The sequence below is a fragment of the Gracilibacillus ureilyticus genome, from assembly GCF_900111195.1.
In the GTDB taxonomy this organism is placed as follows: Bacteria; Bacillota; Bacilli; order Bacillales; family Amphibacillaceae; genus Gracilibacillus; species Gracilibacillus ureilyticus.
Genome location: NZ_FOGL01000006.1, coordinates 102,510 through 118,864 on the forward strand (window position 1 = coordinate 102,510; position 16,355 = coordinate 118,864).

16 protein-coding genes and 1 riboswitch are annotated in these 16,355 nt (G+C 37.5%); of the genes, 4 read left to right on the top strand and 12 right to left on the bottom strand.

Annotated elements, in window-relative coordinates; translation table 11 throughout:
* Nucleotides 1-170: 170 nt before the first annotated feature.
* The 6 genes from BMW36_RS07935 to BMW36_RS07960 all read right to left on the bottom strand — a co-directional run bounded on the left by BMW36_RS07935 (nucleotide 171) and on the right by BMW36_RS07960 (nucleotide 5,367).
* Nucleotides 171-566, bottom strand: a complete 396-nt coding sequence (locus BMW36_RS07935; protein ID WP_089740329.1) for an SLAP domain-containing protein — start codon at nucleotides 564-566, stop codon at nucleotides 171-173.
* Between the two features lie 167 nt (nucleotides 567-733).
* Nucleotides 734-1,627, bottom strand: a complete 894-nt coding sequence (locus BMW36_RS07940) for a MetQ/NlpA family ABC transporter substrate-binding protein (RefSeq protein WP_089740330.1) — start codon at nucleotides 1,625-1,627, stop codon at nucleotides 734-736.
* Between the two features lie 74 nt (nucleotides 1,628-1,701).
* Entirely contained in the window at nucleotides 1,702-2,370 is a 669-nt protein-coding gene (locus tag BMW36_RS07945) for a methionine ABC transporter permease (protein ID WP_089740331.1), read from the bottom strand.
* A complete protein-coding gene (locus tag BMW36_RS07950) occupies nucleotides 2,363-3,388 on the bottom strand; it encodes a methionine ABC transporter ATP-binding protein (RefSeq protein WP_089740332.1) in 1,026 nt (341 codons plus the stop codon). Before BMW36_RS07950 ends, BMW36_RS07945 begins: the two co-directional genes overlap by 8 nt.
* A 102-nt stretch (nucleotides 3,389-3,490) precedes the next feature.
* A riboswitch (SAM riboswitch) is annotated at nucleotides 3,491-3,597 on the bottom strand.
* A gap of 116 nt (nucleotides 3,598-3,713) precedes the next feature.
* Entirely contained in the window at nucleotides 3,714-5,075 is a 1,362-nt protein-coding gene (locus BMW36_RS07955; protein WP_089740333.1) for a PFL family protein, read from the bottom strand.
* Nucleotides 5,076-5,091: 16 nt separating this feature from the next.
* Nucleotides 5,092-5,367, bottom strand: coding sequence for an ACT domain-containing protein (locus tag BMW36_RS07960; protein WP_089740334.1), 276 nt, complete (start codon nucleotides 5,365-5,367; stop codon nucleotides 5,092-5,094).
* 157 nt (nucleotides 5,368-5,524) lie between these two features.
* Here BMW36_RS07960 and BMW36_RS07965 point away from each other — a divergent pair, with 157 nt between their 5' ends.
* Both BMW36_RS07965 and gndA read left to right on the top strand, forming a co-directional pair.
* Nucleotides 5,525-6,253 carry a Cof-type HAD-IIB family hydrolase gene (locus BMW36_RS07965; protein WP_089740335.1) on the top strand — a complete coding sequence of 243 codons (729 nt, stop codon included), beginning with the start codon at nucleotides 5,525-5,527 and terminating at the stop codon, nucleotides 6,251-6,253.
* A 176-nt stretch (nucleotides 6,254-6,429) separates the two neighbouring features.
* Entirely contained in the window at nucleotides 6,430-7,851 is a 1,422-nt protein-coding gene (gndA, locus tag BMW36_RS07970; RefSeq protein ID WP_089740336.1) for an NADP-dependent phosphogluconate dehydrogenase, read from the top strand.
* Between the two features lie 63 nt (nucleotides 7,852-7,914).
* Here gndA and BMW36_RS07975 read toward each other — a convergent pair whose 3' ends face one another.
* Together BMW36_RS07975 and zwf are read right to left on the bottom strand one after the other, a co-directional pair.
* Nucleotides 7,915-8,538 carry a cyclase family protein gene (locus BMW36_RS07975; RefSeq protein ID WP_089740337.1) on the bottom strand — a complete coding sequence of 208 codons (624 nt, stop codon included), beginning with the start codon at nucleotides 8,536-8,538 and terminating at the stop codon, nucleotides 7,915-7,917.
* 66 nt (nucleotides 8,539-8,604) lie between these two features.
* Nucleotides 8,605-10,086 carry a glucose-6-phosphate dehydrogenase gene (gene zwf / locus BMW36_RS07980; RefSeq protein ID WP_089740338.1) on the bottom strand — a complete coding sequence of 494 codons (1,482 nt, stop codon included), beginning with the start codon at nucleotides 10,084-10,086 and terminating at the stop codon, nucleotides 8,605-8,607.
* A gap of 237 nt (nucleotides 10,087-10,323) precedes the next feature.
* Between zwf and BMW36_RS07985 the strand changes: the two genes are divergently transcribed.
* A complete protein-coding gene (locus BMW36_RS07985) occupies nucleotides 10,324-11,094 on the top strand; it encodes a TIGR01457 family HAD-type hydrolase (RefSeq protein ID WP_089740339.1) in 771 nt (256 codons plus the stop codon).
* Nucleotides 11,095-11,619: 525 nt separating this feature from the next.
* Here BMW36_RS07985 and BMW36_RS07995 read toward each other — a convergent pair.
* A complete protein-coding gene (locus BMW36_RS07995) occupies nucleotides 11,620-12,504 on the bottom strand; it encodes a DMT family transporter (RefSeq protein ID WP_089740341.1) in 885 nt (294 codons plus the stop codon).
* 157 nt (nucleotides 12,505-12,661) lie between these two features.
* Between BMW36_RS07995 and BMW36_RS08000 the strand changes: the two genes are divergently transcribed.
* Nucleotides 12,662-13,024: a VOC family protein gene (locus tag BMW36_RS08000; RefSeq protein WP_175480380.1), complete on the top strand. Its 363-nt coding sequence runs from the start codon at nucleotides 12,662-12,664 to the stop codon at nucleotides 13,022-13,024.
* 62 nt (nucleotides 13,025-13,086) lie between these two features.
* Here the strand turns inward: BMW36_RS08000 and BMW36_RS08005 are convergent, their stop codons facing one another.
* The 3 genes from BMW36_RS08005 to BMW36_RS08015 are packed head-to-tail and all read right to left on the bottom strand — an operon-like array spanning nucleotide 13,087 to nucleotide 16,230.
* Nucleotides 13,087-14,130 carry an ABC transporter permease gene (locus tag BMW36_RS08005; protein WP_425431931.1) on the bottom strand — a complete coding sequence of 348 codons (1,044 nt, stop codon included), beginning with the start codon at nucleotides 14,128-14,130 and terminating at the stop codon, nucleotides 13,087-13,089.
* A complete protein-coding gene (locus BMW36_RS08010) occupies nucleotides 14,102-15,067 on the bottom strand; it encodes an ABC transporter ATP-binding protein (protein WP_089740344.1) in 966 nt (321 codons plus the stop codon). Before BMW36_RS08010 ends, BMW36_RS08005 begins: the two co-directional genes overlap by 29 nt.
* 2 nt (nucleotides 15,068-15,069) lie before the next feature.
* A complete protein-coding gene (locus BMW36_RS08015) occupies nucleotides 15,070-16,230 on the bottom strand; it encodes a COG1470 family protein (RefSeq protein WP_089740345.1) in 1,161 nt (386 codons plus the stop codon).
* Nucleotides 16,231-16,355 lie beyond the last annotated feature (125 nt).

Sequence of the window (16,355 nt, forward strand, 5' to 3'; positions counted from 1 at the left end):
CGAAGGAGTTCGGAAGGGTTCTGAAAGCCATGGCGTCAGGAAAACCGAGAGCGAAGGAGTTCGGCGAGACCACAAAGTTAAAAATTAAAGTTGGAACCGTAAACTCTTGAATAGGGAGTGTCTAATAAGAAAGTCTCCTCACGCCCTGTCTAACTTAATCCCTGAAAACGCTAATCATTCTTCCAATAGTTAATATCGATTGATAGTTCTCCGCTGATATCATGCTTACCAATAACATCCTCAGGAAAAATGAACGTCCATGGCATGCTTGTCTTTGCATCCAGTTGAAGGCGGTTCTCTTCAAATAAGTGACTTGCAAGTATCTCGTCATTTTTTCTTATATTAATTTCCACTTTTGTCAAATCCACATTTGTTTCAGCATAGTTATGTATCAGTGTAATACACAACAGATCTTTTCTGTGATTTACAGCAAAGCGTATAGGTACAATACGGATTTGCTCATTTTCTTCTGCTGTTTTTGTTTGATTAAAAACTTTCTCAATGATATCTAAATCCTGGTTGCTTATTGTTTTTTTCCATTTATCTTCAAGCAGTAATCTTTGCATTTTTCATTCTCCGTTCTTTTGCTCAATTTTTTATTGAAGCAGAACACTTAGTAAATAATTGATTCATTATCTTTATCATAACATTCTGAGAAGCATTAGGAAATAATTTGCCGTTTTACTGTGAATTCCAAAAAAGGCAGGTGAACTGTTCACCTGCCTTGGCTTTTTTATTCAGATACAGGTACTACTGCACCTTCGTATTTTTCATTAATAAAGTTTTGGATTTCTTCTGAACGTAATACTTCTACCAACTTTTGAAGTGCTTCATTATTTTCATCTTCACTGCGGGCAGCGATCACATTAACATATGGAGTGTCTGAACCTTCAATGACTAAAGAATCTTCTGAAGGAGTTAGACCTGCTTCAATCGCATAATTTGTGTTGATGGCAACTAACGAATCAGCTTCACGTTCATAGAACTCTGGAAGAAAACCAGCATCAATATCTGTATCGAACTCTAAATTCAATGGGTTTTCTACTACATCATTTACTGTAGCATCTACAATATCGACATTCTCGTCAAGTTTGATTAAACCTTCACTTTCAAGCAGAGCAAGAACACGACCATGATCTGAGACAGAGTTACTCATTATCACCACTGTTCCTTCTTGTACATCCTCAAGGTTTTCGATATTTTTAGAGTAAATTCCCATTGGTTCAAAGTGGATGCCGCCAAGATTGACAAAGTCAAATCCTTTTTCCTCCATTTGTGTTTCGAGATAAGGAATATGCTGGAAGTAATTAGCATCTAGAGTTCCATTTTCTAAATCATCATTAGGAAAAACATAATCTTGATATGTTTCAATCTGTAATTCAATTCCTTCTTCTTCAAGTAATGGAACTGCTTCTTCTAAAATCTCTGCATGGGGGACGCTGGATGCACCAACAACAATTGTTTCTTTTTCTGTGCTCGCTTCCTCTTCATTGTTTTCTTCTGCAGTTTCCTCTGTTTCATTTTCTGTGTTGCTGTTTTCAGCTTCTTCCTCATTATCTGTCGTTCCGCAAGCTGCTAAAACGGTAAGCAACAAGGCTGTAAGTAAAAAAACTAAATACTTCTTCATAAAATAAATCATCCCTTCATTTTTATTTATATATTAAGTTTTTGGTTTTTTAAAAAAGTTAATCCAAAAACTTATCATCTTTTGTCAATTGCTTTTGTCAGTAAATCTCCGATGACCTGGAGAATAAATACAATAATAATTATTAAAATGGTACAAGCTAACACCACATCAAAGTCTCTACGCTGGAATCCCTGTAAATATGCAAGGTTTCCAAGTCCTCCGGCACCAATTACGCCGGCCATTGCGGTATATCCTATCAGAGCAATGGCGGTAACCGTAATACCGGAAATTAATGCAGGCATTGATTCGGGTAACAATACTTTCATAATAATCGTATGTGTTCTCGCCCCCATTGATTTAGCAGCCTCTATAACCCCTTTATCAACTTCTTTTAATCCTATTTCAACAAGCCGGGCGTAAAATGGCGCTGCACCAATAATCAGGGCCGGCAGTGCAGCTTTCCAGCCTCTAATTGTTCCAAGTAAAAAATCTGTAAAAGGGAACAATAATAAAATTAATATTATAAATGGGATAGCACGAAAGACGTTAACCACTATAGCGGTGATTCCGTATATCACACGATTCTCCCAAAGATTTCCCCGGTCGGTTAAAAATAATAATAATCCTAATATTATACCTAGTATTAGCGTTCCTATTACAGCAATCGACGTCATGTACAGTGTTTCCTGAGTAGCTATCCACAAATCTTCCGGAATAACATTAGGGAACCATTCCTTAAGCATGTTTTAACACCTCGACTTCTACTCCTGCCTTCTGGATATAATGAATGGTGTCTGTTAAAACATTACTATTACCATTTAACTGAATATATAATGTCCCGTAAGACCCTTCCTGTGTAGGGGCAATGGAACCCTGCAGGATGTTTACTTCCACTTCGAAATTCTTCGCTATTTCACTAATTAACGCACGTTTTGCATTATTTCCGATAAAATGGAGCTTTATTACTTCGCTATCGTCATGCTGATTAATAAATTCCTTCAATTTATCCTGTTCATGCTCTAAAGGATTAAGCTGTTGAACAAAACGTTTCGTTGTTTTTGACTGTGGCCGAACAAATACATCAAGCACTTCACCAGTTTCTACTACCTTACCATTCTCCATTACGGCAACACGATGGCAAATTTTTTGAATGACATGCATTTCATGGGTGATGAGAATAATCGTAAGACCCAGTTTTTTATTAATGGAAACAAGGAGATCGAGAATATCATCAGTTGTTTCCGGGTCCAGTGCTGAAGTGGCCTCATCACATAATAAAACCTCCGGATCATTCGCTAACGCTCTAGCAATACCTACTCTCTGTTTTTGACCTCCGCTAAGCTGGGAAGGGTAGTTACTTTCTTTACCAGATAGGCCAACTAAATGAATGAGTTCTTTTACCTTTTCTTTTATTTTGGCCTTTGGTGCTCCTGCAATTTCAAGCGGAAATGCAATATTATCAAAAACCGTTCTCGACCATAACAGGTTGAAATGCTGAAAGATCATTCCAATCTTTTGCCGTTTTAAACGAAGTTCACTCGCTGACATTTTGGTAATATCTTTATCATGTATTTCTATTGAACCTGAAGTCGGTTCTTCCAAACGATTAATAAGTCTGATAAAGGTACTTTTACCGGCACCACTGTATCCTATAACACCGAAGATTTCACCTTGTTCTATCTCTAAAGAAACGTCATCAACGGCTTGAACTTTTTGTTTTTTTGTTTCAAATACCTTTTTCAAATTTTTTATTTGAATCAATAAAATTTGCTCCTTTCTTTACAGAGTCATATAAGTTCAGAAAAATATAAAAAGCCCTTTCTGTAAAAGAGGACAGAAAGGGCTGCATTTTTCCCGTAAGTCCTCTTATCTCTCAAAGCATCTGCTTTGTTGGAATTAGCACCTTTCAGATATAATCTGACGGTTGCCGGGTTTCATAGGGCCAGTCCCTCCACCTCTCTTGATAAGAGTCTATTCATTTCATTAGTCGATATCATAGCATCTTTCTATATACTAGTCAATAATCTAATGAAATGTTGGAATTATCAAATAATTCTGATCCTTCAGACAATCCTTTGATTATTCATTAATTGGTTAATGCCTGAATTGGGGCAGGAATTCTGCCGCCTCTTTGAATCAGTTTATTTGAACTGAATTTATTTACTCCAATAATCGGTGCTCTTCCTAATAGTCCTCCAAACTCTACAATCTCTCCGGCATTTTTCCCGATAACAGGAATAACTCTTACAGCAGTTGTTTTCTTATTAATCATCCCAATTGCAGCTTCATCTGCAATGATAGCGCCTAGAGTTTCCGGACTTGCATCGCCTTCTAATGCAATCATATCTAAACCGACAGAGCAAACACAAGTCATTGCCTCAAGTTTAGGAAGGGTCAGAGCATTGTCTTCGATTCCGCGAATCATTCCATTGTCCTCACTAACTGGAATAAATGCACCACTTAATCCCCCTACATAGGAACTAGCCATTGCCCCGCCTTTCTTTACAGCGTCATTCATTAAGGCAAGAGCAGCGATAGTACCATGGGTTCCCACTCGTTCTAGCCCAATTTCCTCCAGGATTTCGGCAACACTGTCATTCATTGCGTTGGTCGGTGCCAGGGATAAATCCATGATGCCAAAAGGAACTTTTAATCGTTCAGCAACAACCCGGCCAATTAATTCTCCTGCCCGAGTAATTTTAAAGGCAGTCTTCTTTATCACATCAGAAACTTCTCCGAGATCCGCATCAGGGTATTTTTTCAGAGCATTAAGCACAACTCCAGGACCGCTTACTCCGACGCTAAGCACAGCTTCGCCTTCTCCTGCTCCGTGAAAAGCACCTGCCATAAATGGATTGTCTTCGACCGGATTACAGAAGACAACTAACTTCGCACAGCCGATGCTGTTCTGATCTTTCGTCAATTCTGCTGTTTTCTTTATTATTTTTCCCATTTGTGCCACAGCATCCATATTAATTCCCGTTCTCGTAGTTGCTACTGAGATCGATGAACATACCCTTTCAGTCTGACTTAAAGCTTCAGGCAATGCATCTAGTAAAATTTGTTCGCCTTTTGAAATACCTTTATGTACTAAAGCGGAATATCCACCTATGAAATCAATATTTAGCTGTTTTGCAGCCAGGTCCAGCGTTTTTGCAAGTTCGATTGCTTGTTCTTTTGTAGCATTTCCGAGTAGATCAGCAACAGGTGATATAGCAATTCGCTTATTAATAATAGGTACACCATATTCTTCTGCGACTTGATTTGCTGTTACTTGCAGATCTTTTGCATATGTCGTAATTTTGTTAAATACTTTCTGTTTCAATTTGTCAAAATCAGGGTCAGCACAATCCTTCAGACTAATTCCCATTGTCACTGTTCTAATATCCAAATGTTCCATCTCAACCATACGTATCGTTTCTTGTATTTCAGTAAACGCTATTGCCATTTATCTCTCCCCCTTACTAGACCCGATGCATTGCCTGAAACACATCTTCTAATTGAATACTAATCTTAAGCCCAAGTTCCTGCTCAGCTGGTTTGAATTTTTCCTTCAGCTCACTTAATTTGGTAGGATCATTGATATCAATCAACATTATCATTGTAAAAAAATCCTGCAAAATGGTTTGGCTTATATCAGATATATTTACACTATTTTCTGCAAGAATGGTGGTAACTTTGGCAATAATACCAACCTGGTCTTTCCCGACAACACTTACAACTGCACGTTTTTGCATCATAATCACCTCATTATTTTCCTTAAAGGACGATTTAATAGTTATAGTATCATCCAAGTTTTGCTAATATACACATTATAACATGATTATTCCAAATAAGTATTTTTGCTAATTTTCAATATATCACATAAAATGATAATGAAAATAAGGGGGGTATTTCATGAAAGACATTCGATTAATTGCTTTAGACATGGATGGAACTCTATTAAATTCGAAGCACGAAGTATCAGAAGAGAACAAAAAAGCGATAATTAAGGCAAGGGAAAAGGGTGTAGAAGTTATTATTTCTACAGGGAGGCACTACCAGACAAGCTCACTGATTGCAAAGGAACTGGATATTCATTATTTGATAACAGTGAATGGCAGTGAAATCTGGACAATGACAGGTGACTTGATTGCAAGACAGACACTAGATGCTGAAATTATAGAGAAACTTGTAGCAATTAAGGAGGAGCACAAAACTTGGGCGTGGCTTTCGTCAATTGATAAAATTTGGCGCGGCGAGGTGCCGGAAGATATAAGTGCACATCAATGGCTGAAGTTTGGGTTTGACACAGATACTCCTGAAAAGAAAGAAAAGATAATGCAGACACTGGGAAAATGGGAAGAGATTGAAATAAGTAATTCAAGCCCAACGAATATTGAAGTGAATGCTATCGGGGTAAATAAAGCGGCAGCTATTGAGATTGTTTGTGAGAGACTTGGAATTACTATGGAACAAGTAATGGCAGCTGGAGATAGCTTAAATGATATTAAAATGATTGAAAAGGCTGGTACTGGGATTGCAATGGGCAATGCACAGGAGAACGTCAAAAAGGTGGCAGACTGGATAACTGCAACTAATGATGAAGACGGGGTAGCAAAGGCAATTGAAAAATTTGTCTTATAAATTGCAGAAATTTCTGAAAATGGGACATAAATACTTGCAGTGATGAAGAGTATATAATAACTTTATATATGGAATGATTTTTCTATCGTGATTTACGCATTAATCTATTTCATGCTAGAATAGTGGAGTAGAATGATACATATGCAGTTATTTATTAAAAAGGAGCGAATAAAAAAATGGCAAAACAACAATTTGGTGTGGTAGGTCTTGCTGTTATGGGTAAAAACCTCGCTTTAAATGTTGAAAGCAGAGGATATTCTGTAGCAGTCTATAATAGAACTTATCAAAAAACAGAAGATTTCTTAAACAATGAAGCGAAAGGAAAAAACTTCGTTGGAACAGAGTCTATCGAAGAATTCGTAGATTCTCTTGAAAAACCACGTAAAATCATGCTAATGGTACAAGCGGGTCCAGCAACTGATGCTACGATTGCTTCATTAAAACCACTTCTTGACAAAGGTGACATTTTAATTGATGGCGGGAACACATTCTTCAAAGATACCATGCGTCGTAATGCAGAACTTGATGAATCCGGTATTCACTTTATTGGTACAGGAGTATCAGGCGGGGAAGAAGGTGCACTTAAAGGACCTTCCATCATGCCTGGAGGACAAGAAGAAGCTTATAAATTAGTTGCACCTATCTTCGAAGCAATCTCTGCAAAAGTGGAAGGGGACCCATGTGTTACATATATCGGGCCGAACGGGGCTGGTCACTATGTGAAAATGGTCCATAATGGTATCGAATATGGTGATATGCAGCTAATCTGTGAGGCATATTTCATTTTGAAAAATGTGTTAGGATTAGGTGCAGATGAATTGCACGAAGTATTCGGTGAATGGAACAAAGGCGAGTTAGACAGTTATTTAATCGAAATCACTACAGATATCTTTAAGAAGAAAGATAAAGAAACTGGTAAACCAATGGTTGATGTTATCCTTGATACTGCCGGCCAAAAGGGTACAGGTAAGTGGACTAGCCAAAGCTCTCTTGATCTAGGTGTGCCATTACCAGTAATCACAGAATCTGTATTTGCACGTTTTATCTCTGCAATGAAAGAAGAACGGGTTGCAGCAAGTAAGGTACTGCAAGGTCCGTCTGCTGCTGAAAAGCCATATGATGGAGATAAAGATGAGTTGATTGAAGCAATACGTAAAGCATTATATATGAGTAAAATTGTTTCATATGCCCAAGGATTTGCACAAATGCGTGCAGCATCTGAAGAAAATGACTGGAACTTGCGTTATGGTGATATCGCAATGATTTTCCGCGGTGGATGTATCATTCGTGCACAATTCCTTCAAAAAATTAAAGAAGCTTATGACAAAGAGCCTGGTCTTAAAAACTTACTGCTTGACCCTTACTTCAAAGGTATTGTAGAAAGCTACCAGGATTCATTGCGTAAAGTGTTATCTGTTGCAATGGAACGCGGTATTCCAGTTCCAGGTTTTGCTAGTGCTTTAGCTTACTATGACAGTTATCGTACAGAAACATTACCGGCTAACCTTCTGCAAGCACAACGTGACTACTTCGGTGCTCACACATATCAGCGTGTGGACAAAGAAGGCGTGTTCCATACGGAATGGCTGGAAGATTAATAAATAAAAAGATCCCTCTTAATATGAGGGATCTTTTTATTGGGTGCAAAATATAAGAGGTTATTATAAATTCTTCTCAAATAAAAGTACTCTTGCCGGAGATGCTTCTGTACCTGTTAATTTTAGGGGAGCAGCAACCATAAAATATTCTCCTGGGTCAATTTCAGCTAATCTAATTCCTTCTAGAATAATAATATTCGCACCTAATAGTTTTATATGTGTCGGAAAATTCTCCTGGCTTCGTTCTACCCCAAGTGTATCGATCCCGACACCGTCAATTTCCTTTTCTGCTAAGTAATCCGCACCATCTTCTTTTAAATACACGAATTGAAAGTCAAATGAATTACTTTCATATACTGAATTTTTTGTTTTTAATAATACAAAATCACCTTTCTTAATCGAATGCGCTTCCAAATCGGATTTTGTTATGCCATCCTTTACATGTTCTAAATCTATTACTTTGACATTCCTTACTAACCTTTCCAGTGAAATGGTTTCAAATGCAGCAGCATTATTGATCATGTGAAGAGGTGCATCAATATGTGTCCCGGTATGAGCGTTCAGTTTCATTGTTGTATCAGTTATATGACCAAATGACTTTGTATCAAACCTCGGTTTTTTGCTATCCATATCTTCCCATACTTGCATATCTGGGTGAATATTCATGGAAATATCATAAAATTTCATCAGAACTACTCCTTTTATGAAGAAAAAGCAATCAATAACTCATTGATTGCTTTTTCAAATTTAGTCTTATTTAGGGGTGATATCCCACCATTTGAATCCATCTCTTGCCAGAAGCTGGTCTGCTTCTTTAGGCCCGTTCGTACCTGACTCATAATTAGGGAAATCAGCTTTTTTATTATCCCACGCGTTTGCAATAACATCGATAAACTTCCAGGAAAGCGCAACTTCATCCCAGTGTGTGAAGTTTGTAGAATCACCGCGCATACAATCATGTAGCAAAATTTCATAAGCTTCCGGTGTGTTCATTTTGTCTCCAGAGTTATTGTCATAGCTGAGAGTGATAGGAGTAGACGCAGCACTGTAATCGCCTTTTTTCGCATTCACATGCAGCGTAATACCCTCATCAGGCTGGACATGAATCACTAACAGATTAGACTTTGTTTCATGTTCTTCCCCGTAGTATAAATTCATCGGTAAGTCTTTAAATTCTACCACGATTTCTGTAGACTTTTTCTTCATACGTTTTCCGGTACGGATGTAGAATGGAACACCGGCCCAACGGAAATTATCAATAACTAATTTTGCTGCAACAAAAGTGTCCGTATTGGATTCCGGATCTACGCCATTACCTTCGCGATATGCTGGTAATTCTTCCCCATTAACGATTCCACGATCATATTGTCCGCGAACAAAGTATTCATCTACATTGTCTTCGTTTAAGACACGCAATGCACGCAGTACTTTCACCTTTTCACTTCGAATCTCTTCAGGTGTCAGTTTAATCGGAGGGTCCATGGCTATAAGTGCAAGCATTTGAAGCATATGATTTTGCATCATATCTTTTAAAGCTCCGGCACTGTCATAATAACGGCCACGCTCTTCCACTCCTAAAACTTCACTTGATGTGATCTGAATATTTGATATATGCTGATTGTTCCATAATGGCTCAAACAATGCATTGGCAAAACGGATCACTTCGATATTCTGAACCATTTCTTTTCCTAAATAGTGGTCAATCCGGTAAATTTGATCCTCTGAAAATGCTTCACGAATCTGGTTATTTAACTTCTCTGCAGACTCATAGTCATGACCAAATGGTTTTTCAATTACTAATCGTGTCCAACCCTTAGTCGTAGTTAAACCTTCCGACTTAAGATTGGCTGCTAATGTTCCGAAGAAATTCGGAGCCATCGAGAAGTAGAATAAACGATTTCCATCTGTTTGATGCTTTTCATCTAATTCGGTAATTAAGTTCTCTAATTTTCCATAATGGTCTAAATCCTGTATATCAAATGGATTGTAATGAAAATGGCTTGCGAATTCATCTGGATCGATATTTGGATCATTTAATCCATTTATTGATTTTTTAACATTGTTACGGAAATCTTCGTTAGTAAGCGGGCGTCTGGCTACACCAATTACCGCAAAATTTTCGGATAATTTTCCATTTCGATAAAGTCGATAAATCGATGGATACAGTTTTCTGTTTGCAAGGTCACCAGTGGCACCAAAAATAACAATAACAGCTTTCGGGTTATTCGTTGTCATATTAACTAAAACTACCTTTCTACATTTGATTATTAATAAATGAATGCTATGCATATGTGTCACGATATGCTATATCATAAAAAATGTGGCATATATAAGATATGTTTTCTTTAATAATTATACATGATAACATATAATAAGTCACAATGACGAAAATGTCATAAATATATACTATCATTTATTGAAAAAATGACAAATGAAATACATAGAATTTTCAAAAAATTTAGGAGGGAAATTGTGAAAGCATATCGTGGTTTCTTAATAGACTTAGATGGAACAGTATATAAAGGTACAGAAAAAATTGCGGAAGCAATCGATTTTGTTAAAGAGCTGGAAAGAAGAGGGTTACCCTATTTATTTCTAACCAATAATTCGACAAAACATCCAAGTGATGTATCAGATAAGCTGGTCAGTATGGGGGTACCGAGTACAGCCGAGCATGTTTTCACTACAAGTATGGCAACAGCAAATTATATTAAGGAACAACAAGCTGATGCAAAGGTTTATGCGATTGGTGAAGAAGGCTTGCATATGGCGATAGAGGAATGTGGACTCAAGGAAGTGGAAGAAGGTGCAGATGTAGTAGTAATGGGTCTGGATCGTGACATTAGCTATGAAAAGTTAACGAAAGGTGCTTTAAATATTCGGGCAGGAGCGAGATTTATCGCAACAAACGGGGATGTAGCACTACCGACAGAAAGAGGTTTTTTACCAGGTGCCGGGTCACTTATATCTGTACTATCTGTCACAACAGGAGTTCAGCCGAAATTTATTGGTAAACCTGAGTCAATTATTGTGGAACAAGCACTGGAAGTGTTAGGTACTTCCAAAGAAGAAACATTAATGATCGGTGATAATTATGCAACAGACATTTTAGCAGGGATCAATGCAGGAATTGATTCACTTCTTGTTCATACAGGGGTCACCACAAAGGCAGATCTTGACTTAATTGAAGTAAAGCCAACATTCACGATCAACAGCTTAGCTGAATGGACATTTGGTGAATAATATTAGAAAATGAGTCTGAGACAAAAGCATATTGGTTATAATAAAATCCGAACAATGACGTGAATTCTGTATATAGAATTCATTGCTCAGAAATCTATCTTTCAATTTTACTGCACATTATAGGGATACTGTGCAGTAAAGGTGTATTTATGCTGAGTGCCATACTTACGCTACAGCCGGCCACTTCGCTTTCACCCAAGGGCACAAGTGCGTATGAAGAATTAATTTATCTTCTTTTACTTAAAAAAATTAAAAATTCTTCCCTTTCTTACAACCATTGGAGAGTATTATTCCAGCGTAGGCCGATTGCGGAGAGTCCTATGGGAACAGGACGAGCTGAAGATCCACTTGGTGAAGCGGGTTTCTTCAACAAGTTAGCTGAAGCCGTCCCCATGGAAAGCGAAGCAATCGGACGGAGTGGCAGCATTGCACACTAAATAATTCAAGTATTTAGTATGATTGCATATAATCCATATAATGCGCATTAATTTTTTTCTAACATTAGTGTTTTGTGCGGAACGATCGTTATGTCCCACCGTTTTTCGTACGGTTGGTAACAATAACACCGGCTATTACACATATTACTCCTGCAATTTGTACAAAGGTGACCATTTCACCCAGAAAAATAACTGCCCCTATCATTGTAAATACAGGCACTAAATTTAAGAATATCGATGCCCGACTTGGGCCAATTTCCTGCACACCTTTATTATAGGCAATTAGGGCAATTAATGATGGGAAAATTCCAAGATAAAATAATCCGCCAATGATGGCACCTGACCACTCGATTTGTTTTATTCCTTCAATTTCAATAAGCATAAGCGGAAGGAATACGATAAGCGCAACAACAGACATAACGAGTAATACACCATATGTAGGAAATTTCCACACATGTTTTTGGATCAAAATAGAATAAACTGCCCATGTTACCATTGCAAGCAGCATAATTAAATCTCCGCTATTAAATTGCAATCCCATAATTACTTCCCATGAACCTTTTGTTATTACAAAGAATACTCCGAACAGTGAGATAAAAACTCCCAATATCTGTTTACGGTTGAATTTCTCCCCAAATAACAGAAGAGCCAGTAATAACGTAAAGATCGGTGTGGATGCTTCTACAATCCCTGCGTTAATTGATGTAGTATAATTTAAAGCTAAATAAACAAAAATATTGAAAAATACAAGGCCTGTCACCGAAAGTGATAGTATGGCTTTCCACTCTTTTTTCCATAGTGTTTTATTGTTTCTCCACTCCTTGTATCCAAGTGGCAAAATCACAATAGCTGCAATAAAATAGCGGAAAAATGAGAGTGTTACAGGTGGAATTTCGGCAGTTACAGGTTTACCAACAATTAAATTTCCTGCATAAAAAACAGCAGTCAGAATTAAAAGAAAGTATGCTTTCATGATCTCACCCCCTAAGTTATGCATATTAACACGAATCGTTTGAATAGGGAAGAAGTCTGATTAATTAATACAGAAGAAATGATAATAAGCATGTTTTTTATAGAAGGAAATTGTATATTAGTTATTGTTAATAAATACCTTTTGGGAGATGATGATAATGAGTGAGCAGGTGCTTGAGAAATTTGTTGAGAGAATTGACGCAGTTTTCCTTCCGGTAAAAAATCTGGAGGAGTCACTATCTTGGTATCAGGAAATATTCGGATTCGGTTTACGTTGGAAAAATGAGAGAATGTGCGGTCTTGCTATCGCACCAAACTGCGGATTCCACCTTGTACAGATCTCTGATTTCCAGCCGATTGATAAATACACACCTTTTAATTACGTTGTAAAAGATGTGGAAGAAGTAAGAAACAGACTGATAGAGAAAAAGGTGACAGTTTCAGAATTGCGACCTGGGGAGCCTAAACGATTTGATTTGACGGACATTAACGGAAATATGATAAGTGTGATTCAACTGTAACTTTATAGATTTGGAGTTGAAGATCGAGCATCAATAAATTTGCCTTTGATGCTCGATTATTATTATTTAGACCGGATTTCCTGACGCATAAAGATTGTATAAGATACAGCGAAACAAATCAATGTCGCAGCAATTAACCCTGTCAGCTGTGGCCAAATGAGTAATAAACTTTGACTTAGCGGAAGTGGACCGGCAATAGCCCCGGTTGATTGTTCCACTGTATATGGTCCTAATGTCCTTACAGAAGGGGACAATAAAGTTGTTGTTGATTCAGTGTACAAATAGTTTGGAGATAACCGCATTAAATTCAGTACAAATTCCTGTTTGTTTAAAGCCTCTTCGGTGCTTGAAATATTTTCAGGATTTAAGATGGTTTGTGATAATACCTTCACAATCATATTATAAAACATTGTAAAGAACAGCCAAATCGCAATAGAAGCAAGGGCTGAAGTAGCGGCCTGTTTGAAACGGACAGAGAACAAAATGCCTAAATTGAGCCAGAAGGCAGTATAAGCAATACACAGTACTAGGAAACATGACATTCGGAAGAACTCTTCCAGTGTTGGAGGTATACCCAGTATCAGGGTACCTAGAGCCATTACTAATAAACCGAGTGCAACAAATAATAGACTATTTAAAATTAAAGCAGCTGTGAATTTGGCATTCAATACATAGTCTCTTGGAATTGGCTGTGCCATTAACCTGCTTAGAGTCCCTTTATTCCGTTCAGTATTGATTGCATCAAATCCTAATGCAATTCCAAGTAATGGACCTAAAAAAGTGACAAATGAAATAAAGGAAGGTAAGGTGCCATCAGAAATAGTAAATAATTTAAGAAATAAGAAAGAACTCCGGGCAATATTTTTCGCCTCCTCATCGACATTAAGGGCATCCTGTATCGTAGTGATAGCAGTGTACAATGAGCCTGCGCATGTCAGAACTATTAACAAAAGTAAGATGATAATCCGCCAGCTTGTAAGATAGTCAGTGAATTCTTTTCTGACAATAGCTTTAAAGGCAGGAATGTAGTCTCTGTTGTTATTTTCGGAAGAATAAATCCATTTAGAGAAAATCCCTTTAAGACTTTGTATTCTTTGCACTATGATCAGCCCCTTCAAAATACCGGTGATAAATTTCATCTAACCCATAGTTTCTTTGCTGAATGTATTGTAAACCGGTATTTGTCTGAATAATTATGTTAGCAATATCTGTTGTTATGTTACTTTCTCCGTATACTGCCATTTCTTTATCACTAATTTGAGCTACTCTGTTAACGCCTTTAACCTCATTTAATTGTTTGATTAATTGCTGGTCTATATGGTCTACTCTTACATCGATAACAAATAGATCTTCAAAATACAGTTTTTCTGCTAATTCTTCCAAATTTCCTTCTGCTAATAATTTCCCTTGCACAAAGATCCCTACACGATCACAGATTTGCTGAACTTGATGCAAATGATGGGAAGAGAGCAATACAGTGATTCCTTCCACCTGATTAAGGTGTCTGATTAATTGTAATAATTCTCTGACTCCCTCCGGGTCAATCCCTAATGTAGGTTCATCTAAAATAATCAATTCAGGTTTTTTCATTAAAACATCAGCAAGACCTAATCGTTGTCGCATTCCTCGGGAGTATTTTCCAGATTTCTTGTGAGCTGCATCCAACAATCCAACTCTTTTTAGTAATTGAAGTGCTCTCTCTTCAGCGGTTTTTCTATCTATCCCATTAAGTCTGGCGGTGTAAATTAAGTTCTCAAATCCGGTCATATCATCATAGAATCCCAGATCGTCAGGAAGATAACCCACTCGCTGTTTTACAGCTAATGGTTCGGAAGTGGAGTTCAATCCGCAAACTTTAACAGATCCAGCAGAAGGTTCACTTAATCCAAGCATCATAAGAATCGTTGTTGATTTACCGGCACCATTTGGTCCAAGCAAACCAAATATTTCTCCTTTATTAATCGTTAAGGAGAGGTGATCGACTGCATATTGATCATCATATTTTTTGGTTAATTGGTCTAATTCGATGATCGGTGCTGTCATAGTTATCTCCTCCCATATTTTCTGAAAATAAAGTATAAGCCGGCAATTACTGTTAAAATAATCAGAATGCTAACAATTCCCCAAAGAGTGGATGTCTTAACAGAGAGACGGAAGTCAGCTTCCGAACTGGTTTCCCCGCTGTCTGCTGTAAATGTTGTTACATAATCTCCCGCTATTGCATCATCTGGTGCGGTTAAAGTTGCTTTAATTGTTTTAGATTTTCCTGCCTCCAATACAGCGATAGAACTTTCATCAAACTCTGACTCCCAATTAGGCGGTGTACTTGCACTAATCGATATATCATTTAATGTTGTGGTCCCCGTGTTCTCAACAACTAAATCAATGGTTCGTGATCTGCCTGCAGTAATATCTGTGCTTAGGTTCCCGTTAGGAGTACTAATACTTAAACTGTAGGAACCTGTTATTACCGCCTCTAATGTAGTTTCAGCAGATGTTGTACTGGTTGCAGCTTTAATAGGGATCTGATAAGTATCTGCCTGAATATTTGTTGGCGGGGTAACGTCAACCGTAATATCCTTTGATCCGTTAGGTTCTAATGTTACGGAGGTCACATTGTTACCGTCTGCTTTAAACTGCACCCCCCAGCCATCCTGTATTGCAGCACTTAAACCATATGTTTGCTGTTCTGCTGTCCGGTTTTTCAAAGTAGCTGTATAAGTAAATGTCGCATCAGCATGTCCTTCCATATTCGGTTGTTCTGATGATAACTCTGTTTCAAAAGTTCCCTGTTCTGTTACTGTTGTTTTAAATGGTAGTTCTGCATATTGGTCACCATTACCATTTGCGACAAGACGGAAATTATAGTCAGCTTTTTCAATTTCTAAAGGGACTGTTACCTCGAACTGGACATTTTCTTCGGAGTTCTCTCGTATAGATAGTTGACTTATATCTTTTCCCCCTGCAGTTATTGAATATTTCCAGTTTTCTGGTAATCCTTCTACATCAAAGCTGACATTGGCAATAGAAGAATTACTGTTAATTACCGTGACACTATAGGTCAATGTTTCTCCAGGTGTTACGGATAATCCGCTATAAGGTGTAAAGAGTGTAAGTCCACCGGCTGCTTTTAGACCTATCCCTGAGAAAAATAATGAAAGTACAATAAATGTTGAAGTGAAAACTGTAATGAATAATCTCTTCATCAAAAATCCTCCCCCAATATATTTATCATTAAGTAATACGGAAGAATTTTGATTTTGGATTTGTCTTTTACAAAAAAATTTGTAAAATATAATTTAAGAGACGCTCTTATCCATAAAAGAAGAAA